23 protein-coding genes are annotated in these 25,948 nt (G+C 70.3%); 5 read left to right on the forward strand and 18 right to left on the reverse strand.

The window, feature by feature from the left end; all coding sequences use genetic code 11:
- Positions 1-63: 63 nt before the first annotated feature.
- The 6 genes from GTZ93_RS38640 to dnaN form a co-directional block, all read right to left on the reverse strand.
- Entirely contained in the window at positions 64-969 is a 906-nt protein-coding gene (locus GTZ93_RS38640; RefSeq protein ID WP_139921653.1) for a type VI immunity family protein, read from the reverse strand.
- The gene (locus GTZ93_RS38645) at positions 966-1,760 is read right to left on the reverse strand and encodes a hypothetical protein (RefSeq protein WP_139921651.1); all 795 of its coding nucleotides are present in this window, start codon (positions 1,758-1,760) and stop codon (positions 966-968) included. The genes GTZ93_RS38640 and GTZ93_RS38645 overlap by 4 nt, the downstream gene beginning before the upstream one ends.
- Positions 1,760-2,830 carry a site-2 protease family protein gene (locus GTZ93_RS38650; protein WP_139921649.1) on the reverse strand — a complete coding sequence of 357 codons (1,071 nt, stop codon included), beginning with the start codon at positions 2,828-2,830 and terminating at the stop codon, positions 1,760-1,762. The genes GTZ93_RS38645 and GTZ93_RS38650 overlap by 1 nt, the downstream gene beginning before the upstream one ends.
- A complete protein-coding gene (locus GTZ93_RS38655) occupies positions 2,823-3,557 on the reverse strand; it encodes a hypothetical protein (protein WP_139921647.1) in 735 nt (244 codons plus the stop codon). Before GTZ93_RS38655 ends, GTZ93_RS38650 begins: the two co-directional genes overlap by 8 nt.
- Before the next feature lie 84 nt (positions 3,558-3,641).
- Positions 3,642-4,874: a hypothetical protein gene (locus GTZ93_RS38660; protein ID WP_257979419.1), complete on the reverse strand. Its 1,233-nt coding sequence runs from the start codon at positions 4,872-4,874 to the stop codon at positions 3,642-3,644.
- Between the two features lie 112 nt (positions 4,875-4,986).
- Positions 4,987-6,093, reverse strand: a complete 1,107-nt coding sequence (dnaN, locus tag GTZ93_RS38665; RefSeq protein ID WP_120577937.1) for a DNA polymerase III subunit beta — start codon at positions 6,091-6,093, stop codon at positions 4,987-4,989.
- 264 nt (positions 6,094-6,357) lie between these two features.
- Here dnaN and GTZ93_RS38670 point away from each other — a divergent pair, with 264 nt between their 5' ends.
- The gene (locus GTZ93_RS38670; protein WP_121778955.1) at positions 6,358-6,861 is read left to right on the forward strand and encodes a DUF6748 domain-containing protein; all 504 of its coding nucleotides are present in this window, start codon (positions 6,358-6,360) and stop codon (positions 6,859-6,861) included.
- Positions 6,862-6,918: 57 nt separating this feature from the next.
- Here GTZ93_RS38670 and GTZ93_RS38675 read toward each other — a convergent pair whose 3' ends face one another.
- The 4 genes from GTZ93_RS38675 to GTZ93_RS38690 form a co-directional block, all read right to left on the reverse strand.
- A complete protein-coding gene (locus GTZ93_RS38675) occupies positions 6,919-9,177 on the reverse strand; it encodes a caspase family protein (RefSeq protein WP_139921643.1) in 2,259 nt (752 codons plus the stop codon).
- The gene (locus tag GTZ93_RS38680) at positions 9,174-10,022 is read right to left on the reverse strand and encodes an anti-sigma factor (RefSeq protein ID WP_139921641.1); all 849 of its coding nucleotides are present in this window, start codon (positions 10,020-10,022) and stop codon (positions 9,174-9,176) included. Before GTZ93_RS38680 ends, GTZ93_RS38675 begins: the two co-directional genes overlap by 4 nt.
- Positions 10,019-10,498: an RNA polymerase sigma factor gene (locus GTZ93_RS38685; protein ID WP_139921639.1), complete on the reverse strand. Its 480-nt coding sequence runs from the start codon at positions 10,496-10,498 to the stop codon at positions 10,019-10,021. The genes GTZ93_RS38680 and GTZ93_RS38685 overlap by 4 nt, the downstream gene beginning before the upstream one ends.
- Before the next feature lie 190 nt (positions 10,499-10,688).
- Positions 10,689-11,216 (reverse strand): hypothetical protein, encoded by a 528-nt coding sequence (locus GTZ93_RS38690; protein WP_139922298.1) that lies wholly within the window; start codon positions 11,214-11,216, stop codon positions 10,689-10,691.
- A 191-nt stretch (positions 11,217-11,407) separates the two neighbouring features.
- Between GTZ93_RS38690 and GTZ93_RS38695 the strand changes: the two genes are divergently transcribed.
- The 4 genes from GTZ93_RS38695 to GTZ93_RS38710 are packed head-to-tail and all read left to right on the forward strand — an operon-like array spanning position 11,408 to position 16,349.
- On the forward strand, positions 11,408-12,067 hold the full coding sequence (locus GTZ93_RS38695) for a cobalamin B12-binding domain-containing protein (RefSeq protein ID WP_139922296.1): 660 nt from the start codon (positions 11,408-11,410) through the stop codon (positions 12,065-12,067).
- 4 nt (positions 12,068-12,071) lie between these two features.
- The gene (locus tag GTZ93_RS38700) at positions 12,072-12,776 is read left to right on the forward strand and encodes a hypothetical protein (protein ID WP_139922294.1); all 705 of its coding nucleotides are present in this window, start codon (positions 12,072-12,074) and stop codon (positions 12,774-12,776) included.
- Positions 12,773-14,824 (forward strand): hybrid sensor histidine kinase/response regulator, encoded by a 2,052-nt coding sequence (locus GTZ93_RS38705; protein ID WP_139922292.1) that lies wholly within the window; start codon positions 12,773-12,775, stop codon positions 14,822-14,824. Before GTZ93_RS38700 ends, GTZ93_RS38705 begins: the two co-directional genes overlap by 4 nt.
- Positions 14,817-16,349, forward strand: a complete 1,533-nt coding sequence (locus tag GTZ93_RS38710) for an ATP-binding response regulator (RefSeq protein ID WP_139922290.1) — start codon at positions 14,817-14,819, stop codon at positions 16,347-16,349. Before GTZ93_RS38705 ends, GTZ93_RS38710 begins: the two co-directional genes overlap by 8 nt.
- A 19-nt stretch (positions 16,350-16,368) precedes the next feature.
- Here the strand turns inward: GTZ93_RS38710 and GTZ93_RS38715 are convergent, their stop codons facing one another.
- From GTZ93_RS38715 to GTZ93_RS38750, 8 genes are all read right to left on the reverse strand, one after another.
- Complete coding sequence (locus tag GTZ93_RS38715; protein WP_120580991.1) at positions 16,369-16,734, reverse strand: helix-turn-helix transcriptional regulator; 366 nt, start codon at positions 16,732-16,734, stop codon at positions 16,369-16,371.
- A 373-nt stretch (positions 16,735-17,107) separates the two neighbouring features.
- On the reverse strand, positions 17,108-18,568 hold the full coding sequence (locus tag GTZ93_RS38720; protein ID WP_139922288.1) for a TolC family protein: 1,461 nt from the start codon (positions 18,566-18,568) through the stop codon (positions 17,108-17,110).
- The gene (locus tag GTZ93_RS38725; RefSeq protein ID WP_120580989.1) at positions 18,568-19,800 is read right to left on the reverse strand and encodes an ABC transporter permease; all 1,233 of its coding nucleotides are present in this window, start codon (positions 19,798-19,800) and stop codon (positions 18,568-18,570) included. Before GTZ93_RS38725 ends, GTZ93_RS38720 begins: the two co-directional genes overlap by 1 nt.
- Positions 19,797-20,543, reverse strand: coding sequence for an ABC transporter ATP-binding protein (locus GTZ93_RS38730; protein WP_120596566.1), 747 nt, complete (start codon positions 20,541-20,543; stop codon positions 19,797-19,799). The genes GTZ93_RS38725 and GTZ93_RS38730 overlap by 4 nt, the downstream gene beginning before the upstream one ends.
- 72 nt (positions 20,544-20,615) lie before the next feature.
- Entirely contained in the window at positions 20,616-21,956 is a 1,341-nt protein-coding gene (locus GTZ93_RS38735; protein WP_161663313.1) for an efflux RND transporter periplasmic adaptor subunit, read from the reverse strand.
- A 45-nt stretch (positions 21,957-22,001) separates the two neighbouring features.
- On the reverse strand, positions 22,002-23,438 hold the full coding sequence (locus GTZ93_RS38740; protein ID WP_139921257.1) for a HAMP domain-containing sensor histidine kinase: 1,437 nt from the start codon (positions 23,436-23,438) through the stop codon (positions 22,002-22,004).
- On the reverse strand, positions 23,435-24,172 hold the full coding sequence (locus GTZ93_RS38745; RefSeq protein ID WP_139921259.1) for a response regulator transcription factor: 738 nt from the start codon (positions 24,170-24,172) through the stop codon (positions 23,435-23,437). Before GTZ93_RS38745 ends, GTZ93_RS38740 begins: the two co-directional genes overlap by 4 nt.
- A 217-nt stretch (positions 24,173-24,389) precedes the next feature.
- Positions 24,390-25,880 (reverse strand): acyl-CoA synthetase, encoded by a 1,491-nt coding sequence (locus GTZ93_RS38750; RefSeq protein WP_139921261.1) that lies wholly within the window; start codon positions 25,878-25,880, stop codon positions 24,390-24,392.
- Positions 25,881-25,948: the final 68 nt, after the last annotated feature.

The following is a 25,948-nucleotide window of genomic DNA, read 5'->3' on the forward strand; positions in this document are numbered from 1 at the left end:
GATGCGGCGGCCGGCGGGGCGCGGGATTCAGCGGGTGACGCTCGGTTGGTGGGGGCGGGAGCGTCAGGGACAGAGCCGTCGCCGCCAGTGGTCCAGGTAGTTCCCGATCCCGGCGTCGTCCGACTTGTACATGAAAGGTTTCAGGAAGCAGGCCAGGGCGCGGTACTGGGGCGGAACGGGTTCCGTCTCGATGTCGATGGCCTCGGGCCATTCGCTCAGGGTGACCAGCAGGCGATCCTGTTCCATGGGGAGGAGGGAGACCTCCGGGAACGGCAGTGCCTGCCGCAGCGCTTCAGTGCCTCCCATCCGGTCCAGCAGCGGCGGGCCCAGGAAGGTGAGCCAGTGCGCGCCCAGGGCGTGGGTTCCGATAACGTAACCGAGGCCAGCGACAGCGGGCAGGTCCACACCCAGATAGCGCGCGGAGTATTTCTCCAGGACCTTCCAGTCCCCTCCGGTCCAGGAGCCCTCTCGAGAGGCAAGAGCGAAGCTCGCGTAGCCGAAATGGAAGGGCAGCTCCCGAGCCAACTCCAACACCAGGTCCCGCATCTGATGGGGTCCCTGATCCAGAAGGAATTCGGTCGGGAACGTGAAGGACATCGCGGTGGAGGACCCAACGCAGAGCGGGAGTTGGATCCGGTAGCTGTGATACTCGAACTGGTATCCCCCGGTGCCCCCATCCAGGTCGGACAATCCGACGTGCCAGGCCAAGCGGGAGGGGCGATCCACCATCCGCTTGCGAATGACCTCCCATCCGTCCTCATCCAGTTCAAGGACATCCCCATCGTCCGCGCCGTACCAGTTCAGCGACTGGGGTGGGATGGCTCGAACGTAGGTCTGCAAGGCCCGCCAGCATGCCTGCGCCACGATGCTGTGGTCATGGGGGATGAAGAACGAGACCACGACACCGTCGCGGGCCGCTACCGCGCCATCCCTGTAATGGAGACGAAGGGTGGGGAGGTTCGCGCTCATGGCCTGTCGACAACTCCTTTCTTGGGGGAAATGAGCAAGGCGTCACCACCCAGCGCATCCTCATAAACCAGTTCCTGCGTTTGTCCCTTATAGGGACTGCCCTCTCCATAGACGGTCCACTGCGGTTCGTTGGTCTCAGGGCAGGGGAACTTGAAGTCGAGGGTGAGCGCGGACTCGAGCAGGTTGCGGTCCGCGTGGAGGACGAGATCCGGTTTGATCGTGCCCCGGAGCTCATCGGTGCAGCCCTCGGCGAGCATCCGCGCTTCCTTCTCCCGGCTGATCGTCTCCACGAACTTGGCATTCGGATAGTAGCGATAGCGCTGCTCGATGCTGTAGGGCGCGGCCCATAGCTCCTTGAGCACTTCCTCCGCGCACTGGAGGACCAGGACATGTTTCTGTTTACCGAGCTGCATGGCCCTGGTGATGGGGTTGCCGCAGCGGTCGCGCCCCACCACCTCGCGGCACTCCTGCCGTGTCGGAGGACGGTTCTGGAAGAAACACGCATTGCCCTGGCGCTCGGCCTGGACGGCGCATTCCGCGAGTCGTTCTTCCAATTCATCCGCGCTGTGATGCCGTTGCATCAAGCCAATGATGACCGGGGCGGCCTTGACCAGGGCAGAAGCCGTGGTGGAAGAAGCGCCCTGCTCCGCGACCCAGGCCGCATGACGCAGCTTCGCGGCGGTCTCCGTGTCGACGAAGCCCAGGTCACCGTGCGCGGAGCGCCGCGAGCTTCCGCCAGCGCAGGCCGTGAGCAGCGCCACGGCCGCACACAGCTTCGCCGTCGCGTTCATCACAGTGCCGCCATCGCTCCCGTCCAATGCTGCGCGGCCCAGCCCAGCGCGCCCAGGCCCACCACCAACACGCAGTACTCGACCAGCGTGCGGCGGTCTCCCGTCTCCGACGCGGGCGTGAGCAGGGCCCGGAACGCCGCCACTCCGGCGATGAGCAACAGCAGGTTCTCTCCCGTGGCGAACCACGTCGCGCCCAACGCGGCCACCGCGATCCACCGCTGCTGACGCGCCAGGGCCCGGAACCCTCGTGACCCGTCCAACTGCCACACCGGCACCAGGTTGAACAGGTTCAGCCAGGCCGCCGCGTGCGCGATGGCGCCCAACGCCTTCCACCCCGTCAGCAGCGCCGCCACCATCACCACCACCGCCGCCGCAGTGCCCCAGATGGGCCCCGCGAGCCCCACTCGCGCGTCCTCGCGCTCATCCACCGGCACCTGCTTCAGGCGCACGAACGCCCCCAGGCCCGGGATGAACATGGGCGCGTCCGCCTTCATGCCCAGCCGGCGCAGCGACGCCACGTGCCCCATCTCGTGCACGTAGATGCAGGCCACCAGCCCCAGCGCGAAGCGCCAACCCCAAACCGTCCAGTACACGCTCACCGCGAACAGCATGGAGAACAGCGTGCTCGCCTTCGTGAGCCCGAGCAGCAGCAGCTTCCCCTTGCCCAACAGCAGCGCCAGCACGAACTTGAACTTCCACAGCATCAGGCCCACCGCGCCCATGCTGGCCAACACCTTCGGCATCCCCGAACGCTTGCGCTCCGCCTCCGCCAGCGGCGCCGCCAACCCCAGCGCATCCGCCTGCTGACTCAGCGCCGTCACCCGCGCCGTCACCTGCGCGTGCTGCGCCGCGTCCGGCGGCAACAACTCCAGCGCCTCGCGCCACAGCGCCAGCGCCTCCATCGGAGCGCCCCGCTGCGACGCCGCCTGCGCATCCGCCGCCAGCTGCGTCAGCCGCTTCCCATGGACCAGCTTCCGGCACGACGGACACGTGAGCAGCCGGGGCGCCAGCTCCGAACCACACCCCTCACACCGCTGCGTGAGGAGCGATACCGCGAGCGCCTCAGCCAACGGACCGCTCCTGCTCCGCCGGTGCGGCTTCACCCTCGGCCGGCGCCTCCGCCAGCTTGAACGGCCCCGCGATGTTCAGCTCCGTCCGCTTCGTGCGGCGCCACGCCTCGAACAACGCGAAGCCGTAGATGAGCCCGGAGAGGGGGCTGTTGATTCCGACCAGCACCGGCGCCGCCACGGAAATCACTCCCGCGAGGACCACGTTGACCGCGGGGGAGACCGCCTCCGTTTCCTCCGCCGGCGCGTCGGTGGCCACCTCGGCCGGAGGCTGCGTCGTGAGCTCCTTGTAGACATCCGGCGCGAGCGAGGCCGCCACCGCGAAGTACGTCAGCCCCACCGCCAACACCTGGTAGACCCAGCCGCCGCGCGACTCCGAGCCCTTGAACACCGCGGTCCCCACCATCCACCCCACCGCGATGGCGATGAGGCCGATGTTGTAGCCCGTCAGTCCCACCCCCCAGTAGAGGAGCGCCCCCGCGATGGCCGCTCCAAAGCCAAACACCGACGCCGTCAGGAAGCGCTTCGCCTTCGAGCCGCCTGTCATCGCCGCCTCCACGTCCTCGCGGCACGCGGGACACAGCAGGCGCGTGTTCAGGTCGAAATACACGCTCTTGATGGCGCGCTGACAGACGGAGCACTTCGGTGCCGAGGGGGCTTCGGTGAACTCGGCGCGGTCGAACTGGAGCGACGCCGCGTCATCGGACGGCGGAGGAACAGGCTGGGTCATGGGCGGGGATTGCGACAGAGAAAGGGAAACGGGCCCACCCAACCTAACAGAAGCCTTCCGCCCCCCTCAAACCGGTGTCTGTCTTCAGCTGCCCTGCCGCAGCGCCGCGTGCCGCGCCGCCTGCACCAGCGCCACCAGGTCCCCGTTGCGTGCCACGTCGCCCCCCGCGGGCTTCGCGTGCTCCGGCGAGAACAGCCGCGCGGGTGTGCGTGCCTGGCCTCGCAGCATCACGAAGAGGCGCAGGGCGTCCCGCAGGGCCTCCGCCTCCGTCCCCTCCTCCGCGCGCGCCCTCATCGCGGCCTGCTCCAGCCGCGACCACGCCACCTCTTCACTCCACGCGCCCCGGGGCCGCTCGCGAGACAGGGCCGCCAGCGCCGCCGCCGTCTCCACCAACCCCGCGCGCCCTTCCGTGAAGACGCTCCGCGCGGACAGTCGCAGCGCCGGGTCCTCCGACAGTGCGGCCCGCCAGGACAGCAGTGTGGGCAGTTCCGCTTCGCGCGGCACCACCGGCGCCAGCTCCGCCTCCAGCACCGCGCGCACCCGCACCCGCGCCACGTCGTGCCAGAAGGCCGCGTGCAACAGCAGCTCCGGCCCGCTGCGCGCCACCCGCGTCGGTGCTCGCCGCATGCGCCGCTGGAGGAAGTCCTTCACCCGTCCCCGGCTGTCGTAGCGCTCCAGCCGCTCCCACAGCGCCACCAGCGCGGCGGCGCCCAGCGGCAGCGCTCGGGCCAGCTCCCGCGCCTCATCGTCGGAGAAGGCCGGCGCCCCTTCCGTCACCGGGCGCATGAACACTCGCTCGAACACCTCGCCCGCGGCGCATGCGGCGCGCAGCTCCGGCAGGTTGCGCGGCAACAGCTCCACCGCCTGGGCCCAGACGCGGCCGCCCAGGAATGGCGCCGCGTCCAGCACCTCCGTCTCCAGGCGCAGCAGCCGCTCTCCCAGCGTGGTGGGGCCGTCGTCCTGCTCCGCGGTGTCTTCGTCGTCGGAACCCGGGGAGGCACTGGCGGACAGCCGCTTCTCGGCCGCGCGCTCCACCGCCTCTCGCAGGCGCTCCACCTCGTGCATCAACCGGACGGGGGCGGCGTTGGGTGGCCAGCCTTCCGCCTCCACGCGGCGCCTCATCGCGGCCAGCGTCGCGTCCACCTCCGGCTGGTCGGCGGCCACCTCGCGCAGCAGCTCGAAGTGGTTGCGGATCCGATCCTTCCAGAAGAAGGACTCCAGCACGCCCTTGAGTGCGCGGTAGCGCAGGCGCGTGGCCTCCAGGAGGTCCGCCCGGTCCTCCAGCCGCGCTCTCAGGTCGTCTGGACGGGTGGCCACGCCCTCATCATAAGGGCCCCCCGCGCCGGGCGCAGGCCTCCCCATGGCGCGGAGCGTCGGACTTGGAACGGTGACGTCCCGCCGACGTGGGAAGTTGGACGACTGTGTCGGCTCAGACGCGCATGGGCATGACCACGGCAGTGAAGCTGCGGTCGCCGGGGCCATGCAGCACGCCCGGACTGTGCTCGTCGCCCAGCTCGAAGCTGACCTCGTCCGTCTCCGTCACTCCCAGGACGTCCATGAGGTAACGGGCGTTGAAGCCGATGGTGATGTCGTTGCCCTGGTAGTCCACGTCCAGGGCGTCACGCGCCTCACCCAGGTCCGGGTTGCTGGCGGTGATGAGCAGCTTGCCCTTCTCCAGGCCGATGCGGATGGCGTTGCTCTTGTCCGCGGACAGCAGCGCGATGCGCTTGAGGCCCTCCAGCAGGCGCACCTTGGGCACGAGGACGACCTTCTCGCCCTCCTTGGGGATGACGCGCTGGTACTCCGGGAACTGCCCGTCGATGAGGCGCATCACCATGGTGAGGCCCGGCTTCTTGAACAGCGCCGAGTTCTCCGCGAACCCCAGGTGGCACTCCGCGTCCGGGGCCTCGTCCAGCAGGCGCTTGAGCTCCATCAGGCCCTTGCGCGGGATGATGACGCCGCTCTTGAGCTTGAAGTCGCCGGACATCTCGCGCTCGATGAGCGACAGGCGGTGGCCGTCCGTGGCCACCATGCGGACCTTGCCGCTGGCCTGCGGCTCGAAGAAGACGCCGTTGAGGATGTAGCGCGTCTCGTCGCTGGAGATGGCGAACTGGGTCTTCTTGATCATCTCCAGCAGCACGTTGCCGGAGATCTGCACCAGGGGAGCGTTCTCCTCCTTGGGCAGCTTCGGGTACTCCTCGGCGGCCATGCCGACGATCTTGAAGTGCGCGGAGCCGGAGGAGATGTCGACGTAGTTGTTCGCCAGCTTCTTGAGCGTGACCTCCGCGTCCGGGAGGTTCTGCACGATGTCGAAGACGTACTTCGCGCTCAGCGTGACGGCGCCCGGCTTGGACACGTCCGCCGGGTGCTCGGACACGATGCCGATGTCCAGGTCGAAGGCCGTGACCGTGATGCTGCCCTTGTTCGCCGTGAGCAGCACGTTGGCGAGGATGGGCATCGTCGTCTTGCGCTCCACGATGCCCTGGGCGCGGTAGAGGGCCTTCTTCAGCTCGTCGGCGGCGATGCGGAATTCCATCGTGGGCGTCCTTACAGGTCACGGCCCCGGAGGCCGATCTCTTGGGGCGCGGGTGTACAACGAACGGGGGGGCCCTTCCACCGTCTTGGCGCCTTTGTCCGCGGGCTGGAGGCCCAATTCTGGACTGTTCGGGTGTCCAGGTGGGACAGGCAGGAAAAAGGCCCCTGTTGCCCTGGTGGCCGGGCGCGCGGCCGGGCAGAGTGGACCCGGCCGTGCCCTTCCCGCGTTGTAGGAGGGCACCCCGTTCTCCTTCCCGGAGTCGCCATGAACGCCCGCTCCCTGCTCCTGTCCGCCGTGCTCGTACTCGGCCCGGTGGCGTGCAGCACGCCGTCCTCCCCCACCGCGCAGCCTTCCAGCGACGTGTCCGGCGCGGAGGCCCCCGCCGACCTGAAGCGGACCGACGTGGACGCGCCCGCGGGAGCCGCCAACGAGCCCGGCACGGCCGCCCCCACCCCTTCACCCGGAGACGCCACCATGACCACCAGCACCGTCTACATCGTCAAGGACAACGGGAAGCGCTGCTTCGCGCCGCCCTGCGACCACTACGACCTGTTCAGCGCGGACGCGCCGGACAAGAAGCTCCAGTCCCTCCACGAAATCGACCTGACCGCCGTCACGGGCGGGGACGACGCGAAGCTGGGTGAGCTCCTGCAGCGCGCCTCCAAGGGCGGCCCCGGCCTCAAGGTGGAGGGGTCGCTGGACAAGCGGCTCAAGGCCGGCCCTGCGGGCGATGCCATCGTCCTGCGCGCCACCCGCATCGTCGGCTGAGCGCCCCCCTTCCCACCGGGACCGCGTCCTGCGCGGCCCCGGCCGGATTCCAGAGCCTCAGAGCCGCACGCCTACCTGGAAGCCGGGCCAGCGCTGCATGCGCGTGTCCGCGTTGATGACGTGCGAGCGCACCGGCAGCGTGGTCAGCTTCGCGAACTCCGGCTCTCCCCAGGCGAATGCCACGTTGTAGGTGGGGCCGGCGAACACGGCCAGCCGGGGCATCACCTGGAAGCCCAGCATGGCGCGCGCCTGCGTCAGCATGTTGTTGGACGCGCTGGAGAACGGGTCTCGCGTGGACAGCACCTGGCTGGCCGCGACGTCCACGTCCACCCAGAAGCGCGAGCCCAGCGGGATGTGCCCGCCCAGTCCCAGGCCCAGGCTGAAGCGCTGGAAGCGGTCGTCCGGGCCAATGCCCGCGAGCAGCGTCGTGTAGAAATGCTTGCCGCCGAACTTCAGCGCCAGGTTGGTGAGCTGCACGTCGCTGCCGAAGACCTCCAGGTGCAGCTGGCCCTTCTTCTCGTAGGACACCAGGCCCACCGGCACGCCGTTCACCTCGTCGGAGACGTTGATCAGGCCCAGCTGCATGCCGTGCACCGTGTCCGCGACGTTGATCAGCCCCAGCTGCATGCCGGACACGTCACCGCCCACGTTGATCAACCCCAGCTGCATGCCGGTGAGTGACGGCGCATGGTTGAGCAGCACCGAGCCCTGGATGCCCCGCGCGGCCGTCGCCACGGAGTTGACGCCCAGCGTGAACTGCACGCCCTTCATCGTGCCGTTCGCGTGATTGGCACCCAGTGACAGCTGCAGCCCGGTGGCGTCCGAGGTGGTGACGTTGGCACCCAGCGCCGCTTGCACACCGCCCAGCGCGCCGCGCGCGACGTTCGCGCCCAGGGCCAGCTGCCCGATGCCGTCCACGTCCCCGTTGGTCACGTTGAGCCCCAGCGACGCCTGGGCACCGCGCACCGCGCCGCCCGCCACGTTGGTGACCAGCGACAGCTGCCCGCCATCCACGTCGCCGCCGGACGTGTTGAAGCCCAGCGCCAGGGCCAGGCCGGACACCTCCGCGTCGTACACGTTGCCCGCGAGCCCCAGCGCCAGCCCGCCGCCCAGCGCCGCGCCGCCGTTGACGACGCCCAGCGCGAAGCGGTTCTCCACCTGCGCGCGGCCTGCTCGCAGCGTGTTGGTGCTCATGCTCGGCACCAGGCTCAGGTTCACCGGGAGCATCGTTCGGCCCTGGGGAAACATGCCGCCGCCACCGCCGCGCATCACGGTGGCCTCGTGGCCCACGCCCAGGAAGTCACCGGGCGCGAGCGGCGTGCGCATGCCCTCCTTCAGCGTGAAGGCCGCTTCGGACACTCCGCCGTCCCACTCGCGCCGGGCGCGGTAGGCACCGGGGGCCAGGCCCAGCTCGGTGGCGCGGCCGGACTGCTTCTGTACCTCCACCACCAGCGTGCCCACCGCGTCGCGCACGTACAGGCGGCCCTCCAGCGGCTCGGTGAGGACCAGGCCCGCGGTGGTGGCGCGCAGGTCGGTCATCACCAGGTCGCCGGTGCCCGCCAGCTCGATGTCGTAGTTGGGGTGCTGCGCGCCGCCCTGCGTGCGCTCGGTGCGCGCGAGCGTTTCGTGGAAGGCGAACTGGTAGGCCTCCGTGAGGGTGACACGGCCGTCGTGGGTGACGTCGGCGGCGCCTCGCAGGCCGGACAGCAGGTGGTGCGTGAAGAACGAACCGCCCAGCCGGTCTGACTCCTGCGACGCCTCGTCCGCGCTGGACGAGGTGAGGATGGCGTGGCCCTTCACCTGGATGGCGGAGTCCACCAGGAACGCGGGCCGCGAGACGCCGCCCTTCTTGCGCGCGAACGCGCCGGACGCGCACGAGTCCAGCACCGCGATTCTCACGTCCGCGGGCAGCCCCTCCAGAGAGCGGCGCAATTCGCCGTAGTCCAGGCGCTGGCCCTTGAGCAGCAGCCCTTCGTCATCCGAGTGGCCGGAGTAGTACAGCAGCACCTCCACGCGGCGGGCCCCGGCGGTGCGGACACCTTCCGCCAGGCGGCGCACGCGGTCGAAGCCGGCGAGCACGCCCGTGCGGTCCACGTCCGTGAGGAGCACGCGGTCCTGGGGCAGCACGCCGCCCAGCTCCGACAGCACCGTGGAGAAGGCCTTCGCGTCGGTCTCCGCGTAGCGCAGCCGCACGCGCTCCGGGCCGCCGTCGTTGACGCCCACGAGCAGGGCCAGCCGGCGCACGGCCGTGGCTTCGGCGGCGTGGGCGGAGGTGGCCGCGCCCAGCGCGAACAGGAGGATGACGAGCGCTCTCATGGGGAGGGCTTCTCCAGCAGGAAGGAGGTCTGCCCCAGGCCCGTGGGCAGGGTCAGCGGCGCGGTGCGCGCCTCGGGGGATGCGGCGAGCACGCGCGCGGCGGCCATCACACCCTCCAGTTCGAAGGGGGTGTCCGAGGTGATGAGGAAGAACCGCTCGAAGCCGGGGGCGTCGTCCAGCTCGTAGGCGCGGGGCAGCAGGTGCGTGCCGCTGCGCTCCAGGGACGCGGACGTGTCTCCCAGCGCGGGCTGGTGCGAGGTGACGGTGCCCCGGCCGTCCACGGAGAGGATGACGCCCTGGGCGTGGCCGGCGGCGGTGTACGACAGCTGCACCACGTCACCGGCCTGGGCGGGGGCGCCGTCGGTGAGGTGCTCGGTGCGGGTGCCGACCTGGCGGTGCACGTCGAGCCGGGGCTGGAGTCCCTTGCTGCGCGTGGGCTCCAGGACGCCGGGAGTGCCACCGGTGCCCGTCGCCGACCATGGGTCTCGCGCCTCCTGCTCCTGGGACGAAGCCCCCGGCCGCACGAGGACGACGAGGGTCGCGGCGGCGAGCACCGGCACCAGGGCGGGCAGGAAGCGCCAGGAAGGGCGCGATGGCGAGGCCTCGGCGTGGGGCGCGGCGGGCGAGTCGGCGCGAGCGAAGCGGGCCTTCACCTCGCGGGCGACGCGGTCGGGGGGCAGGGCCTCCAGGGTGGCGCGCGAGTCGGCCTCCAGGGCGGCGAGGCGCGCGGGGCCATCGGGTTCGCGGGACAGGCGGTCGCGGGCGGCGGCGAGCTCGTCCGGGGGCAGCTCCCCCAGGGCGATTCGCTCCAGCAGCCAGTCTGGGGTGCGGTGGGGGGACGTCATGCGGCCTCCAGCTCCTGCAGGACAGCGGACAGGGCCCGGAGGCGCTTGCGCACTCCGGACACGGACAGGCCCACTTCGCGGGCGGTCTCCTCCAGCGTCATGCCGTCCACCAGGTGGAGCACGGCGATGTCGCGGCTGGACGCGGGGACGCGGCCAAAGAGGCGGTCCAGCAGGCCCCGGGCGGCGGTGCGCGCCTCGGTGTCGCCGGACGCGGCGATCTTCAGCACCAGCTCATCGTCGCGGTCCTCGGGGCGCCGCTTGGCGCCGCGCAGGCGGTTGAGGCACACGCGGGTGGCGATCTGATGCAGCAGGCTGGAGGGCCCGGCGTCCTTCAGCGCGGCCTGGTAGCGCAGCAGTTGAACGAACACGTCATGCATCGCGTCCACGGCCTGTTCCTCCTCGCGCAGCAGGAAGCGGCAGCGCCGGAGCACCTGGGGGCCATAGCGTCGGTAATAGGCCTCCACATCGACGGACACCGCACGCGCCTCCCGGTTGGACCAGGGGAACACCGGTGCCCCGGAAACCTGTCACCGGCATTTTGACGAAAGCGGCGTGCCTACCCCGTTTCCCCCCACCCGGGCCACCCCGGGCCGGGAAAGGAGGCCCGCACGTCCGCCCGCCAGCTCCGACCTGGGCGAGCGGAGCACACCCGCCCACCCATGGCCCTCACTCCCCTGCGTCCCCCGGAAGCAATCCCTGGCTCGGGGGCACGAGGACGGTCTGCACGCCGCCATCTGGAAGCATCACGCCCCGCAGGTCGTCATCCGCGTCCACGCCGTCGACGACGCGCCGGAGGATGCGCCCGTCCGGGCGAAGGGCGTACTTCGCGCCGGAGTCGAGCGACGGAAACCTCCGTCCACATGCTGCGGGGTTCTCGTCCACGAAGACGAAGAGCAGGCCGTCCTGCCGGAGCACCCGGTACGAGTAGGACTCCGGCCGACTGTCACAGGACGTCGCCGCGCTCCCCATCGGGAACAGGTCCCGCGAGACGATCGACAATGCGCGCAGGGTCTCGCCATCCAGCACGACCGGCACACCGGCCGGGATGACACCCGCGTCGGCATCGGAGGAGACCGGGAAGCGAACGGTCCGGTCTTCAAGCACTGGCGCCGAAAGTGGCTCGGGCCTCCGGGCACACCCCAGCAACCCCAACACCAACGCGACCGTCCTCAGCGACATGATCCGCCCTCGCATGCGGCCTTCCTACGGCAGGACCTCCTGACGGTGGCCATCGACTCACTCGCGAGCCCGCTTGACCTGCAAGCAGAAAAGCGAGCGTTCGATCCACAGGACAGGGGACTGTTCACTTGCGGAAGCGGGAGAACGCTCCGGGGTTTAACGGAAGTTGGAACATCTCTACCCTGCCCCGTCCGCCTCCCGCTCCCGTGCTCCAATCGACCCCTGCCATCGACTCGCTGCGGGCGCGGTATCTGTCCGCGCAGCTTTCCGGAAACCGGCAAGAGGCCCTGCGCCTGCTCGTGGACGAGGGCCTGCTGTGCGGCGTGCCCCTCCAGGAGCTCCACCTGGAGGTCATCCAGGCGGCCCAGTACGAAATCGGGCGGCTCTGGCAGGAGAACGTCATCTCCGTGGCCCAGGAACACCTGGCCACCGCCATCTCCCAGTACGTCCTGGCCCACCTGTACCGCCACCTGCCCCGCGACCCGTCCAACGACAAGGTCGTGTTGATGGCGTGCGTGGAGGGCGAACTGCACGAAGTGGGCGCGCGCATGGCCAGCGACTTCCTGGAGATGGCCGGCTTCGACGTGCGCTTCCTCGGCGCCAACGTGCCCGCGGATCACCTGGCCCGCATGGTGCGCGAGTCCCCGCCGGACCTGCTGGCCCTCTCCGTCTCCATGCCCTTCCACATGCCCCAGGTCCGCGAGGCCGTGCGCAAGGTGCGTGAAGTCTCCCCGTCCCTGCCCATCGCCGTGGGTGGGCTCGCCTTCGACTGGGGCCCCGTCCTCGAGGACGAACTGGCCGTGTCCTTCTTCGGCAAGAGCGTCCGCGAGCTCGTCGCCTCCGCCTGCCGCCTCCTGGGGGTCTGACGCCATGCCGCACGTGAGCCTCCAGGTGGAAGCGCGGACCGCGGTCCTCGCATCCAACTCTGTTCAGGCTTTGTACGAAGACCCGTTCTGGGCCGCGCGCTACGGCATCCAGCGCGCCCGCCGCTTCGGTGACGAGGACGCCGTCTTCCACGTGCGCTACCTCGTGCAGGCACTGGACGCTGCGCGCCCCGCCATCATCGAGGACTACGCGCGCTGGCTGCGCACCCTGCTCGTCACGCGCGGCATGTGCTCGCTGCACCTGGATCAGCACTTCGACGGGCTCGCCCACGCGCTCCAGGCGGAGGGCTTCGGCCCGGACTCCCTGCCCCACACCTACGTCCACTCCGCCCGACAGGCCCTGCGGTACAAAGACGGCCCCGCCCACGCCGTGGAGTCGGACGCCGCCGCCATCATCAGCGTGGTCGTCCGGCGCACGGAGGGCCCGCTTCCCTCCGGAAGCCGCCCCCGCCTGGAACAAGAGGTGCGGCTCCAGTTGTCCTATCTCTCGGATGCGCTCGCCCTGGGTCGTGCGGACCTGTGGAACGCCCATCTGCAGTGGTACGCGGGCTTCTGGCCCCAACGGGGACTGTCCCCCCTGACCCTTCCCCACCTCCTGGACGCCTTGAAGGCGGCCCTGGAGCACGGCCCCCCTGAAGCTCGGACGTTGCTCGCGCGAACGCCCGATTCGTGGGAGGAGACCCACTCATGATGAAGGAAGATGACCGCGCCTCCGGGATCTTCGAATCCCTCAGCCGCGAGCTGGCGTTGGCCTGCGATGCGCAAGGCACGGTCGTCTGGCGCGATGAACGCGCCGCGCGCCTCCTGGACGTCAACCCCGGCCAGACGCTGAAGAGCCTGGCGAGCCACGGCAGCGAGAGCAAGGTCGAGAAGCTCCTCGTGCAGGCGCGCGACGAGGCCGTGGACAGCTGGGAGCTCATCCTCCAGAGCCACCACAAGCCCGCGACGTTCGCCTTCCGCGCCCGGCCATACGAGGGCGGCATCGCGCTGGTGGGCAGCCTGGTGCCGGAGGACTACGGCACCGCGCTCACCCAGGTGAGCACCACACTGGGCGAACTGTCCGCGCTCCACCGCGAGACGGAGCGCCAGCAGCACGAACTCAAGCGCCGCGCGGAGGAGCTGGCCCGCCTCAACCGCGAGCTGGAGGAATCCAACAAGGGCGTGCGCACCCTGCATGCAGCCCTGGACGAGAAGGCGGAGAGCCTCCAGCGCGCGTCCGAAATCAAGAGCCGCGTGGTGGCCAACGTGAGCCACGAATTCCGCACGCCGCTGCACTCCATCCTCGGCCTGTCCAAGGTGCTGCTCAACCCGCTCAACGGCAGCCTCGCACCGGAGCAGGAGAAGCAGGTCCAGTTCATCCGCGGCTCCGCGGAGGCGCTCTTCGAGCTGGTCAACGACCTGTTGGACCTGTCCAAGGTGGAGTCCGGCAAGACGACGCTGCGCCACACCCGCTTCGTCGCGTCCGACCTCATCAGCGCGATGCGCGGCATGACGCGTCCCCTGCTGGCGACGGACTCGACGGTGGCGCTCGACTTCGAGGAGGCGGCGGAGCCCCTGGAGCTGGAGACGGACGAGGCCAAGCTCAGCCAGGTGCTGCGCAACCTCATCTCCAACGCGCTCAAGTTCACCGAGTCCGGCTCCGTCACGGTGTCCGCGGCCCGGGGCCCGCGCGACACGGTGGTGTTCTCCGTGAAGGACACGGGCATCGGCATCGCGCCGGAGAACCACGAGCGCGTCTTCGAGGAGTTCATCCAGGTGGACAGCCCCCTGCAGCGGCGCGTGAAGGGCACCGGCCTGGGCCTGCCCCTGGCGCGCAAGCTGACGGAGCTGTTGGGCGGCACGCTCACCGTGAAGAGCCAGCTGGGGGAAGGCTCCACCTTCCTCATCACCCTGCCGCGCGTCCACCCGGAGGTGTCGGAAATGACGGGGCTCACCCAGCGCAGCGAGACGCTGGACCCCGCGCGCGCCCCGGTGCTGGTGCTGGAGGACGACCGCCAGACGCTCTTCCTCTACGAGAAGTACCTGGCGCGCTCCGGCTTCCAGGTGCTGCCCGTGCGCAGCGTGGAGGAAGCGCGCAAGGTGATGCAGCGCGTGCGCCCCGCGGCCATGGTGCTGGACGTGATGCTGGAGGGCGAGACGAGCTGGAGCTTCCTCGCGGAGATGAAGAACGGGGAGCAGACGCGCGACATCCCCGTCCTCGTCGTCACCGTGACGGACCGCGAGCAGAAGGCGCGCGCCCTGGGCGCGGACGAGTTCTGGCTCAAGCCCGTGGACGAAGTGCGCCTGCAGAAGAAGCTGACGGCGATGGCGCGCACCGGGCCGGTGGAGCGGGTGCTCATCATCGACGACGACGACGTGCACCGCTACCTGCTCAAGCAACTGCTCAAGGACACGCAGTTCCAACTGCTGGAGGCGGCCAACGGCCGCGAGGGCGTCCGCATCGCCCGCGAGAACGCCCCCCACCTCATCTTCCTGGACTTCGTGTTGCCGGACATCACCGCCTTCGACGTGCTGGACGAACTGAAGGCGGATCCGCGCACGCGCGACATCCCCATCATCCTGCACACCTCACACCAGCTGCAGGAGCCGGAGCGCCAGCGCCTGGCGCGCGAGACGGCCTCCATCCTGTCCAAGCACACGCTGAGCCGCGAAGTGGCCATCACCCGCATCCGCGACGCGCTGTCCAAGGCCGGTCTGGGTAGCACCCGGGAGCTGCGCGAGGTGAACCCCCGTGGCTGAGGAACAGCGCCTGGCGACCATCCTCAACGTCAACGACGACGAGGCCAACCGCTACCTGGTCAACCGCATCCTGGAGATGTCCGGCTACCACGTGCTGGAGGCGGCCACCGGCATGGCGGCGCTCCTCATGGCGGAGGAGCACCGCCCGGACGTCATCGTCCTGGACGTGAAGCTGCCGGACATCAGCGGCTATGAGGTCTGCGCGCGGCTGAGGTCCAACGCGGCCACGGCCTCCATCGCGGTGATGCACACGTCCGCGACGTTCGTCACGGCGGACAAGAAGGTGCAGGGATTGGAGGGCGGCGCGGACGCGTACCTCACCCAGCCCTACGAACCCTCGGAGCTCATCGCCACGGTGCGCTCGCTGTTGCGCCTGCGCCACGCGGAGCAGCAGGCCCGGCTGCGCACGGATCAGCTCATCGAGATGGACCGGCGCAAGGACGAGTTCCTGGCCATGCTGGCCCACGAGCTGCGCAACCCGCTGGCCGCCATCATGACGGCCATCGGCATCCTGGAGCGCAAGGCGCCCGCGGACACCAAGGAAGCGCGGATGCACGGCATCATCCAGCGCCAGACGTACCACCTGGCGCGGCTGGTGGATGACCTGCTGGACGTCAGCCGCATCACCCGGGGCAAGGTGGAGCTGCGGACGGAGCCGGTGAGCCTCACGGCGACCTTCCAGCAGGTGCTCGCCATCCTGCGCCCCCGCGTGGAGGCCCGCGGCCTGAAGCTGGAGGTCCACCTGCCGCGCGCGCCGCTGTGGCTGGAGGGCGACGCCACGCGCCTGGAGCAGGTCTTCACCAACCTGGTGGACAACGCGGCCAAGTACACGGACGAAGGCACCGTCACCGTGGAGCTGTTCCAGGAGGGCGTGGACGGCAGCGCGCAAGCGGTGCTGCGGGTGAAGGACACCGGCATCGGCATCTCGCAGGAGAAGCTGCCCGCCATGTTCGAGCTGTTCGCCCAGGCGGACACGTCCCTGGAGCGCTCGCGCGGGGGCCTGGGCATTGGCCTCACCCTGGTGCGCACGCTGGTGCGGATGCACGGCGGCAACGTGGAGGCCACCAGCGGCGGCCCGGGCCGGGGCAGCGAGTTCGTGGTGCGGCTGCCCCTGCTCCCCGCGGACCGAGTCCCCCGGGCGACCGGGACGAACCTCCTGGACGCGCGGCGCGCGCGGCGCATCCTGCTGGTGGAGGACAACTCGGACGCGCGCCAGTCCATGCGCGACCTGCTGGAGCTGTGGGGTCACCAGGTGGCGGTGGCCCAGGACGGCCTGCAGGGCGTGGCCCTGGCCCTGGAGCACGCGCCGGACCTGGCGCTGGTGGACATTGGCCTGCCGGGGATGGACGGCTTCCAGGTGGCGAAGACGCTGCGCGAGCGCGTGGGGCAGAACCTGCGGCTGGTGGCGCTCAGCGGCTACGGAGACCCGGAGTCCTACCAGCAGGCCCTGAAGGCCGGGTTCGACGTGCACCTCACCAAGCCGGTGCGGCCCGCGGACCTGGATCGCGTCCTGTCGAACCTCTGAAGGCGGGAGTGAGGGGTGGCTACCGCCGCGTCAGCGCGTTGGCCACCAGACCCAGCAGCTTCACCTGGCCGGGGTCCAACTGACGCACGCTGCGCAGCAGCCGGCGCACTTCCGGACGCTCCGGCGTGGGCGGAGGGGCCTCGCTGGCGCGCGACGGCGGAGCGCCCTGCGCCGCGAGTCCCAGCAGCTCGTCCGCGGAGACGTGCAGCTCGTGGCACAGCTTCAGCAGGGTCTGGACGCTGGGGAGCATGCCGCCGCGCTCGAGGCGGCCGTACACTTCCGTGGCCACGTCGATTCGCTCGGCGACGTCGGCCTGCGTAAGCTCCATGCGGCCCCGGGCGACCCGTGCCGATGCGCCGATGGTGGTTGCGAGTTTCTTGTCCATGCCTTCGCTTGCCGACCCGAAACGTTTGGCCGACGGCATAGGACGTATAGAGGCAGACAGACAGAACTTGCCGGGTCAGCCTCCCATTGTTCACCCATAGGGTCGCTGCGCGGGAGGTGGACTTTCGGAGTCCGGGCAACCCCGACACCCATGGCTCTTTTGAGACGGAGCGCCCTCTGGAAACAGCCTCCGCGAAGTGCATCTCCGCGCGTTTACGGGCTTGTCCGGAGGTGACCCAGGACGTTGGAGCCGCCGTTTCCTACGGTGCTGAAGCGTCCTGCCGCCACTGCCACCCTTCAGGGTTGGCTCATGTTTTCAGTGCCGCCCAGATACACGCCCCGCCGCCACCCGCTTCCGAGTGGCGTCGTGGCCGCTACCGCGAGGCCAGGGTGGTCAACTCCACCGTGCCCAGGGCGCGCGCCAGCTCCGCGCGAGAGGTGGCCAGGTCGTACGTCGCCTGCACCTGCTGGGCAGCGGCGTTGGTGAAGGCCACCTGCGCGTCGCTCACCTCGATGATGTTGCCCACGCCCGCGCGGTAGCGCCCTTCGGCCAGCCGCAGCCGCTCGCGCGCGTTCACCTGGGCCTCGTCCGCGGCGGTGAGCGCCTCGCGCGTGGCCACCACGTTGAGCCGGGCCTGCTCCACCTGGAGCCGCACCTGCTGCCGGAGCGCGTCCTTCTGCGCCTGGAGGTCGCGCAGGTTGGCGTTGGCCTCGCGCGTCTGCGCGTTGACGAGTCCGCCCTGGAACAGCGCCCAGCTCAGCTGGACGCCGCCCTGCGCGCTCAGCGTGGCGCCGTTGAACGGGTTCGCCCCCACGTCGGACAGGTTGCCCGTGGCGCTCAAGGAGGGCAGGTGGCCGGCCTTCGTCACCTTCACCTGGGACTCCTGCGCGGAAATCTGCCGCTCGCGCGCGGCGACGTCGGGACGGGCCTCCAGCGCGCGCTTCACCAGCGCGTCCAGCACCTCGTCCTCGCCCGCGATGGCCGCCACCGTCACGTCCTGCACGGTGTAGTCGGTGGCCGTCTCCACGCCCATGGTCTGGTTGAGCTGCGCCTTCGCGGTGGCATAGGCGTTCTGCGCGCGGATGAGCGCCACCTGCGCGTTGGCCTTCGCGGTGCGCTGCTGGAGCAGGTCAATCTCCGGCCGAGAGCCCACCTGCACGGACGCGTTCACCTGGTTGAGCCGGGCCTCCTCGCTCTGGAGCGTCTCGCGCGCCACGCCCAGGAGGGCCTTCTGCGTGAGGACGTTGAAGTACGCCGTGCGCACATTGCGCAGCGCGTCCTGGAGCACCTGCTCCTGCGAGTCCTCCTGCGCGCCCGCCGTCTCCTTCGACGCGTTGTAGCGGCCAGACGTCTTGCCGAAGTCGTAGATGAGCTGGTTGGCGGCGATGCTGCCGCTGAAGCGCCGCGTGGAGTTGGACACCACGCCGGTGTCGCTGCCCGGCACGTTCTGGATGACGGCCCGGTTGCTGGTGCCCAGCGTGTAGCCAGCGTTGGCGCTCACCTGCGGCAGGAAGCTGGAGAAGGACTGGTCCACCCGGGCATACGCCGCGTCGGTGCTCGCCTGCGCCGAGCGCAGCGACGGCTGGTACTGGCGCGCCGCGGCCTCCGCGTCCGCCAGGGTGATGACGCGCCCCTCGGCGGCGGACATCGTCAGGGACTGCTGCACGGCCGGAGGCGTCACGGGCGTCACGGGCGTCGCCGGAGCCGGGGCCTGCGGCGTGGCGGCCGGGGCCGTCGCCGGAGCCTGGACCTGCGGGGCGGCGGGCTGGGCCGTCTGGGCCCCCGCGACCACGGGCAGGAGGCACAACGAAAGCGTCAACGGAAGCGCGCGCATCACTCGTACCTCAGTGCATCAATGGGATCCAACAGGCTCGCCTTGCGCGCCGGATACAGACCGAAGACGACCCCAACCAGGCCGCTGAACACGATGGCCAGCAGCGCGACGTCAGGACGGACCAGCATGGGCCAGCCGAACTGCGCGGCGAGCAGCTTCGCCACGCCCAGGCCCACGGCCGCGCCGATGATGCCGCCCAGCACCGCCAGCGTCAGCGCCTCGATGAGGAACTGCGCCAGGATGTCTCGCGGCCGGGCGCCCACCGCCACGCGCACGCCAATCTCGCGCGTCCGCTCGGTGACGCTCACCAGCATGATGTTCATGATGCCGATACCGCCCACCACCAGCGACACCGCCGCGATGGCCGCGAGCAACAGGCTCAACGTCTCCGTGCTCTGCTGCTGGCCGCTTGCGACTTCCGCCAGGTTGCGCACGTCGAAGTCGTTGGCGTCGTCCTCGCCCAGCCGGTGACGCTCGCGCAGCAGGTTCGTCACGTCCGTCTGGGCCTTGGCCGTGAGGTCCGCGCTGGCCGCCTGCACGAACACCGCGCCGGTGATGTACGCGCCCAGGCTCTGCGCCTGCACCTGCCGCTTGAACGTGGTGGCCGGGACGAACACCGTGTTGTCGAAGTCCTGACCCACGGGAGACTGGCCCTTGGGCGCCGTCACGCCCATCACGGTGAAGGGCGTCTTGTTGATGCGGATGACCTGCCCCACGGGGTTGAAGCCCTTGCCGTAGAGGTTGTCCACCACCGTCTGGCCCAGCACCGCCACCTTCGCGCCGGCCTCGTTGTCCGCGTCCGTGAAGTGCGCGCCCTTCGCCATGGTCCAGCTGCGCACGGAGAAGTAGTCCGTCGTGGTGCCGATGATGCTGGTGTTCCAGTTCTGGTCCTCACTGAACACCTGCGCGTTGGAGCGCATCTCCGGCGCGGCGCCACGCACGCTGGCCACCTGCGTGCGCACGGCCTCCAGGTCGTCCCAGGTGATGGTGGGCTGGCTGCCGAAGCCGCCTCGCGCGCCACCGGACTTGGACGAGCCCGGCAGGATGATGAGCAGGTTGGTGCCCATGGAGTCGAAGACCTTCTGCACGCTGGCCTTCGCGCCGTCGCCAATGGCCACCATGGCGATGACCGCGCCCACGCCGATGATGATGCCCAGCGCGGTGAGCACCGAGCGCGTCTTCGAGCGCAACAGCGCGCGCAGCGCCAGGACGAGTGTCTCCATGATGTTCATGTCCCCACCTCCTCGGCGGGCACCACCGCCGGGTTCGGCGTCTGGCGTCTGTCGTTCACGATGCGCCCGTCCTTCACCACCACGATGCGCTGGGTGTACTCGGCCACGTCCGGCTCGTGCGTCACCAGCACCAGCGTCATGCCTTCCTTCTGCAGCTGCTGGAACAGCGCCATCACCTCCACCGTGGTGCGCGAGTCCAGGTTGCCCGTGGGCTCGTCCGCCAGGATGACGCGAGGCCGTCCCACCAGCGCCCGAGCGATGGCCACGCGCTGCTGCTGACCGCCGGAGAGCTGCTTCGGGTGGTGGTCCAGCCGGGCCCCCAGCCCCACGCGCTCCAGCGCTTCCTTCGCCCGCGCACGCCGCTCCTTCGAGGGCACGCCCGCGTAGAGCATGGGCAGCTCCACGTTCTCCAGCGCGGTGGTGCGCGCCAGCAGGTTGAAGCTCTGGAAGACGAAGCCCAGGGTGCGGTTGCGCACGCGCGCCAGGCCGTCGCGGTCCAGGCGGGCCACCTCGCGGCCGTTGAGCAGGTACTCGCCGGAGGTGGGCCGGTCCAGGCAGCCCAGGATGTTCATCAGCGTGGACTTGCCCGAACCGGAGGAGCCCATGATGGAGACGAACTCCCCAGGCTCCACCGTGAAGTCCACGCCACGCAGGGCCCGCACCTCCACGTCGCCGGACTTGTACACCTTCGCCACTTTGTTGAGCTGGATGACGGGGGGTGCCCGCTTCGTGTCCGCGTCCATCTGTCTGCCTCTGTCCCTTCCCCTGCCCGCAGTTCCTGTGATGGTGTCTGTGATTGGAACGGCCGCGCGCGCCTAGAATCCGCCCCGGCGCCCGCCGCCCATGCCCCGGCCGCCGCCCCCACCACCGAGGGGGCTCGCGCCCGACGGAGCCGCGGAAGGCGTCGCGCCCGCCGCCGAGTTCGCTGCGGTGATGACGCGGTCGCCCGCCTTCAATTCACCCTCCACCACCTCCGTGAACGTGCCGTCCGTCATGCCAGTGCGCACGTTCACGGCGACGGGCTGCGGCTTCTGCTCCGGCTGGCGGCGCAGCACGTAGACGGTGCGCATGCCGGCCGGGGCCTGCTGGGCCGGAGCCTGCGCGGCGGCGTCCGGCGACGGCACCGGGCGGTAGCGCAAGGCCGTATTGGGCACGGACAGGGCCTGGTCCTTCTGCTGCGTGACGATGGTCACGTTGGCGGTCATGCCCGGCTTGAGCTTCAGGTCCGGGTTCGACACGTCGATGACGGCCAGGTAGGTCACCACGTTCTGCACGGTGATGGCCTCGTTGCGGATCTGCCGGATGACGCCCTCGAAGGTCTCCCCCGAGAAGGCATCCACGGTGAAGGTGGCCTTCTGGCCGGGCTGCAGCTTGCCCACGTCCGCTTCCGCGATGCTGGTGTTGACCTGCATCTTCCGCAGGTCCTCCGCGATGGTGAAGAGCACGGGCGCCTGGAGGGACGCGGCCACCGTCTGGCCCACGTCCACGCTGCGCGAGATGACGATGCCGTCCGTGGGCGACACGATGGTCGTGTACTTGAGGTTCACCTCCGCCTCGTTGAGCGCGGCCTGCGCCTGGGCCACCGAGCCCTCCGCGGCCGTCACCTCCGCCTGCCCGTTGGCGGCGGCGGACTCCGCGGTCTCCAGCTCGGACTGGGAGATGAACTGCTGGGCGCGCAGCTCGCGCGAACGCACGGCCTGCTTCTTCGCCACGTCCGCGTTGACGCGCGCTTTCTGGAGGTTCGCGCGCGAGGCCATCATGTTCGCCTTCGCCCGGTCCAGCGCGGCCTGCACCAACTGCGGGTCGATGCGGGCGATGACCTGCCCCTTCTTCACCTGCGAGTTGTAGTCGACCATCAGCTCCTGGATGCGACCGGAGACCTGACTGCCGACCTGCACCGTCACCAGCGCCGCCACGGTGCCGGTGGCCGTCACCTTGGCCGTGAGCTTCCGGGCCTCGGCGGGGGTCGTGTCGTAGGTGACGGCGTCCGCCTGGTTTCCAGCGCGCATGCGCCAGAACACCCCCGCGCCCACCACCACCAGGATTGCCAGGACCCAGGCCCAGCGCGGAATGCCACGCTTGCGACCCTCGTCCTCATCCAGCTCCACCGGCGCCAGGGCCGGCGCTTCCCGCGGCATCTCGCTCAAGGCCTTCATGCCCCTTATCTACGTTTTGAAATGTTTCGGCGAATCTCGTCTCTATTACGAAAGATGACCCGCGGCGAGGCGGCCATCCGGTGTGTCCGCCGCTCCCACTCCGGGGAGCACGATGCGCGCGGTGGTGCCCTGGCCCGGCTGGCTCTCCAGCGTGAGGCGGCCGTGGTGCGCATCCAGGATGCGGCGCACCAGCGCCAGCCCCAGACCCACGCCGCCGGTGGTGCGAGCGCGGCTGCGGTCGGTGCGGAAGAAGGGTGTGCCCACGCGCGACAGGTCCTGCGCTTCGATGCCGATGCCCTGGTCCTGGATGTCCACCTGGAGGCCGTCGCCCGCCGCCCGAGCGTGCAGCTTCACGGTGGTGCCGGGCTCCGAGTATTTCCCCGCGTTGTCGAGCAGGTTGTCCAACACGCGCCGCAGCAGCACGGGGTCCGCCTCCAGCGCGGGCAGCGTGCCGTCCACCTGGACCTCCAGCCGGTGCGTCGGCCGAGCGGTGTGGAAGCGGGCGGCGGCCTTGTCCAGGAGCGCGTTCGCGTCCACGCGCTCCAGGCGCAAGGGAGGCACGCCGCTGGCGCCTTCCGTCACCAGCTCCAGGCGGGACGTGGTGAGCACGTCCGACACCAGGCGCTCCAGCTCGGACAGGTCCTCGGTGATGTCGGGCAACAGCTCGCGCGCCGTCTGCGCGTCGCCCTCCGCGGCCAGGTCCAGCGCCACGCGGATGCGGGACAGGGGCGTGCGCAGTTCGTGCGACACGTTGGCGAGCAGCTCCTTCTGCGAGCGCAGCAGCTGGGTGATGCGGCCGGCCATCTCGTCGAAGGCCTCGGACACCAGGCCCAGCTCGTCCTTGCGGCGCAGGCCCGCGCGCACGTCCAGCCGTCCGGCGCCAAACGCACGCGCCGCGGACGCCAGCTTCTCCAGCGGGCCCGCGAGCGTGCGCGCGAAGACGACGGAGGTGATGGCGGTACACGCCAGCACGAGCCCCACGATGATGGCCGTCTGCCGGTCGCCGTCAGGAGGAGGCGGCGGCGGGGGCAGGGACACGGCGGCATAGACCTGGATGGGGCCCGGAAAGGGGCTCACCACCAGCATGCGGCCAGGGCCGCTGCCAGCCCCCGGGAACGGGCCGCGAGGGCCACTGCGGGTGACGCGCGAGCTGACGGCGGAGAGCTCCTCGGGCCTGAGCGGGGGCGCGGGGTCCGGACGCGTGTTGCCGAGCAGCGTCCCCTCCGCGTCGCGCAGGGTGACGCGCATGCCCATGCGCTGCTGGGCGCGTTCGAGCGACGCCTGGAGCTCGGCGGGGGTGTCGCGCAGGGCGGACCACTCGTCGACGAAGTAGGACAGCTCGTCGTCGAAGCGGTTGCGCCAGGACTCGTTGCGCAGGAGGTCGCGCGCGAGCATGAGCGACACGCCCACGAGGAGGATCTGGATGACTCCCACCAGGTAGATGCGGGGGAGCAGGCCCATGGGCATCCGGAAGAACTTCACGGCTCCGCCTCGGTCCCGGTGGCCAGCATGTAGCCGGCACCGCGGACCGTCTTGAGCAGGCGCGGGTTGCGCGGATCCACCTCCAGCTTCTGGCGCAGGCGGAAGATGTGCACGTCCACGGAGCGGTCGAACACCTCGTCCGCGCTGCCCTTCACCAGGTCGAGCAGCTGCTCACGGCTGAGGACGCGGCCGGCGCGCTCGGCCAGGACGCGCAGCAGGCTGAACTCGTAGGTGGTGAGGGACAGCGGCTTGCCGTCCAGGGATGCGCTCAGGCTGCGCGGGTCCAGCACCAGGCGGCCCGCGTGCACGGGGTGGCTGGTAGGGCCCACCTTGCCGCGAGCGCGGCGCACCTGGGCGCGGATGCGAGCGAGCAGCTCGCGCGACGAGTAGGGCTTGGGCAGGTAGTCGTCCGCGCCGGACTCGAGGCCCAGGACGCGGTCGGCCTCCTCGCCGCGCGCGGTGAGCATGATGATGGGGACGTCCGTGCGGGTGCGCAGCTCGCGGCAGACCTCCAGGCCGTCGCGGCCGGGGAGCATGAGGTCCAGGAGGATGACGTCGAAGGTGTGGCGGGACGTCTGGAGGAGCGCGTCGGTGCCGGAGGCGGAGACGGTGACGATGATGCCGTGCTCCTGGAGGTAGCGGGCGGTGAGCCGCGCCAGGCGTTCATCGTCCTCGACGAGGAGCACCTGGATGGTGGCCTCCTCGGAGGTCGTGGGGCGTGGGGTCGTCTCCATGGGTCGGGTCTCCGCGAGGGATGCGGACCGGAGGCGAATGAGGGCCCGGGCTTCTCTCCGTTAAGTCCGGGCCCCGCGGTCCGCCTCCGGGCCGCGACCTGCAACCTCTCACCCCTACATTTCCAAGGGGCTACGGGCCCATGACGAAATATTACGAACGGACGTCCGGAGGCTCATCCCAGGGGTTTCCAGGGGGACGGGCGCAACGGACGGAAATTCAGGGCTCGCCGTGCAGCCGGGTGAGCGTCCGCCGGTCCACCTTGCCCGCAGGGGTCCGAGGCAGGGCCTCCAGCAGCCGCAGCGTCCGGGGCAGCTTGTAGCGGGCAAGCCGGCCCGAGCAGAAGGCTCCCAGCGCCTCCAGTGTGGGTGCCGCACCGGGTCGGGGGACGACAAGGGCGCGGGGGACTTCGCCCCACTTCGGGTCGGGGACGCCGATGACGGCGACCTCGGCGACATCGGGGTGGCCGGCGAGGACGCTCTCGACCTCGGAGGGGTGGATGTTCTCGCCGCCGGAGATGATGAGGTCCTTGGCGCGGCCCTCGATGCGGAAGAGGCCCTGGGCGTCGCGGGAGGCCAGGTCGCCGGTATGGAGCCAGCCGTCCACGAAGACGCGGGCGGTCTCCTCCGGGCGGCGCCAGTAGCCGGCGCACACATGGGGGCCACGAAGGAGCAGTTCGCCCACGTCACCGGGGCGCTGTTCGCCGTCGATGCGCGCCTCGACGTGGAAGAGGGGCACGCCGACGAAGCCCGGGTGCGAGCGCATGACGGCGTCAGGGAGGAAGAAGTTGTTGGGGCCGGCCTCGGTGAGGCCGTAGCCGGTGCGGAAGGGAACGCCTCGGGAGAAGAAGCGCTCGAAGACGGGGGCGGGACAGGGGGCGCCGCCGCTGATGAGCAGCTTGAGGCGGGAGAAGTCCACGGCCTCGAAGCGGGGATGCCGCTGCATCTCGATGAACATGGTGGGCACGCCGAACACGAGGTTCACGGAGCCCGAGTGGATGAGGTCGAAGCACTGCGCCACGTCGAAGGACCTGCACACGACAGAGGCGCCGCCAGCAAGCACCAGCGGCAGCGTGAAGACGTTGAGGCCGCCGGTGTGGAACAGGGGCGCGTTGAGCAGCGCCACGTCGTCCTGGGTGAGGCCCCAGCTGACGACGGTGTTCACGGCATTGGCGGTGAGCGAGCCATGCGTGAGCACGGCGGACTTCGGAAGCCCGGTGCTCCCGCCGGTGGAGCACAGCACCCAGGGAGCATCCGCCTCCAGTTCGATGGAGGGCAGCGCGCCGGTCAGGGTCTCGCGGGAGCAGAAGAGCGGATCCGCCAGGCAGACCCAGTGCGCCGGAAACCGGGGGCGCAAGGCGTCGGCTTGAGCGAGGAACTCCGGCCCGAAGCAGACGACGGCAGGAGCGACATCGGAGAGCAGGCCGTGGAGCTCCTCCACGCCCAGGCGCCAGTTGAGCGGCTGGAGCACGGCGCCCAGCTTGGCGCACGCGAACACGAGGTCCAGCGTCTCCACGCCGTTGGAGGCCAGCACGGAGACGCGGTCCCCCGGGCCCACGCCCAGGCCGCGCAGCAGCAGCGCGGTCCGGTGGGCGGAGTCATTCCACTCCGCCCACGAGATGCGCCGCCCACCCCGGAGCGAATCAACGAGCGCCGTGCGCTCCGGGGCGAGCGAAGCCCGCCGGGCCAGCCAGTCGTGGACGATGGGCATGCCCCTGGATGCTAGAGCGAAGCCCCCGGATTTGTTGGATTCAGGATGCGGATGTTGCGTCCCGCCGC

Source organism: Corallococcus exiguus, from assembly GCF_009909105.1.
In the GTDB taxonomy this organism is placed as follows: Bacteria; Myxococcota; Myxococcia; order Myxococcales; family Myxococcaceae; genus Corallococcus; species Corallococcus exiguus.

Coding starts and splice junctions, on each gene's coding strand:
- GTZ93_RS38730 (WP_120596566.1), bottom strand. CDS start 20,543: ATGGACGCGGACACGAAGCGGGCACCCCCCGTCATCCAGCTCAACAAA.
- GTZ93_RS38705 (WP_139922292.1), top strand. CDS start 12,773: ATGATGAAGGAAGATGACCGCGCCTCCGGGATCTTCGAATCCCTCAGC.
- GTZ93_RS38675 (WP_139921643.1), bottom strand. CDS start 9,177: ATGAGAGCGCTCGTCATCCTCCTGTTCGCGCTGGGCGCGGCCACCTCC.
- GTZ93_RS38720 (WP_139922288.1), bottom strand. CDS start 18,568: ATGCGCGCGCTTCCGTTGACGCTTTCGTTGTGCCTCCTGCCCGTGGTC.
- GTZ93_RS38715 (WP_120580991.1), bottom strand. CDS start 16,734: ATGGACAAGAAACTCGCAACCACCATCGGCGCATCGGCACGGGTCGCC.
- GTZ93_RS38750 (WP_139921261.1), bottom strand. CDS start 25,880: ATGCCCATCGTCCACGACTGGCTGGCCCGGCGGGCTTCGCTCGCCCCG.
- GTZ93_RS38655 (WP_139921647.1), bottom strand. CDS start 3,557: ATGACCCAGCCTGTTCCTCCGCCGTCCGATGACGCGGCGTCGCTCCAG.
- GTZ93_RS38725 (WP_120580989.1), bottom strand. CDS start 19,800: ATGAACATCATGGAGACACTCGTCCTGGCGCTGCGCGCGCTGTTGCGC.
- GTZ93_RS38640 (WP_139921653.1), bottom strand. CDS start 969: ATGAGCGCGAACCTCCCCACCCTTCGTCTCCATTACAGGGATGGCGCG.
- GTZ93_RS38735 (WP_161663313.1), bottom strand. CDS start 21,956: ATGAAGGCCTTGAGCGAGATGCCGCGGGAAGCGCCGGCCCTGGCGCCG.
- GTZ93_RS38670 (WP_121778955.1), top strand. CDS start 6,358: ATGAACGCCCGCTCCCTGCTCCTGTCCGCCGTGCTCGTACTCGGCCCG.
- dnaN (WP_120577937.1), bottom strand. CDS start 6,093: ATGGAATTCCGCATCGCCGCCGACGAGCTGAAGAAGGCCCTCTACCGC.
- GTZ93_RS38700 (WP_139922294.1), top strand. CDS start 12,072: ATGCCGCACGTGAGCCTCCAGGTGGAAGCGCGGACCGCGGTCCTCGCA.
- GTZ93_RS38680 (WP_139921641.1), bottom strand. CDS start 10,022: ATGACGTCCCCCCACCGCACCCCAGACTGGCTGCTGGAGCGAATCGCC.
- GTZ93_RS38745 (WP_139921259.1), bottom strand. CDS start 24,172: ATGGAGACGACCCCACGCCCCACGACCTCCGAGGAGGCCACCATCCAG.
- GTZ93_RS38645 (WP_139921651.1), bottom strand. CDS start 1,760: ATGAACGCGACGGCGAAGCTGTGTGCGGCCGTGGCGCTGCTCACGGCC.
- GTZ93_RS38690 (WP_139922298.1), bottom strand. CDS start 11,216: ATGCGAGGGCGGATCATGTCGCTGAGGACGGTCGCGTTGGTGTTGGGG.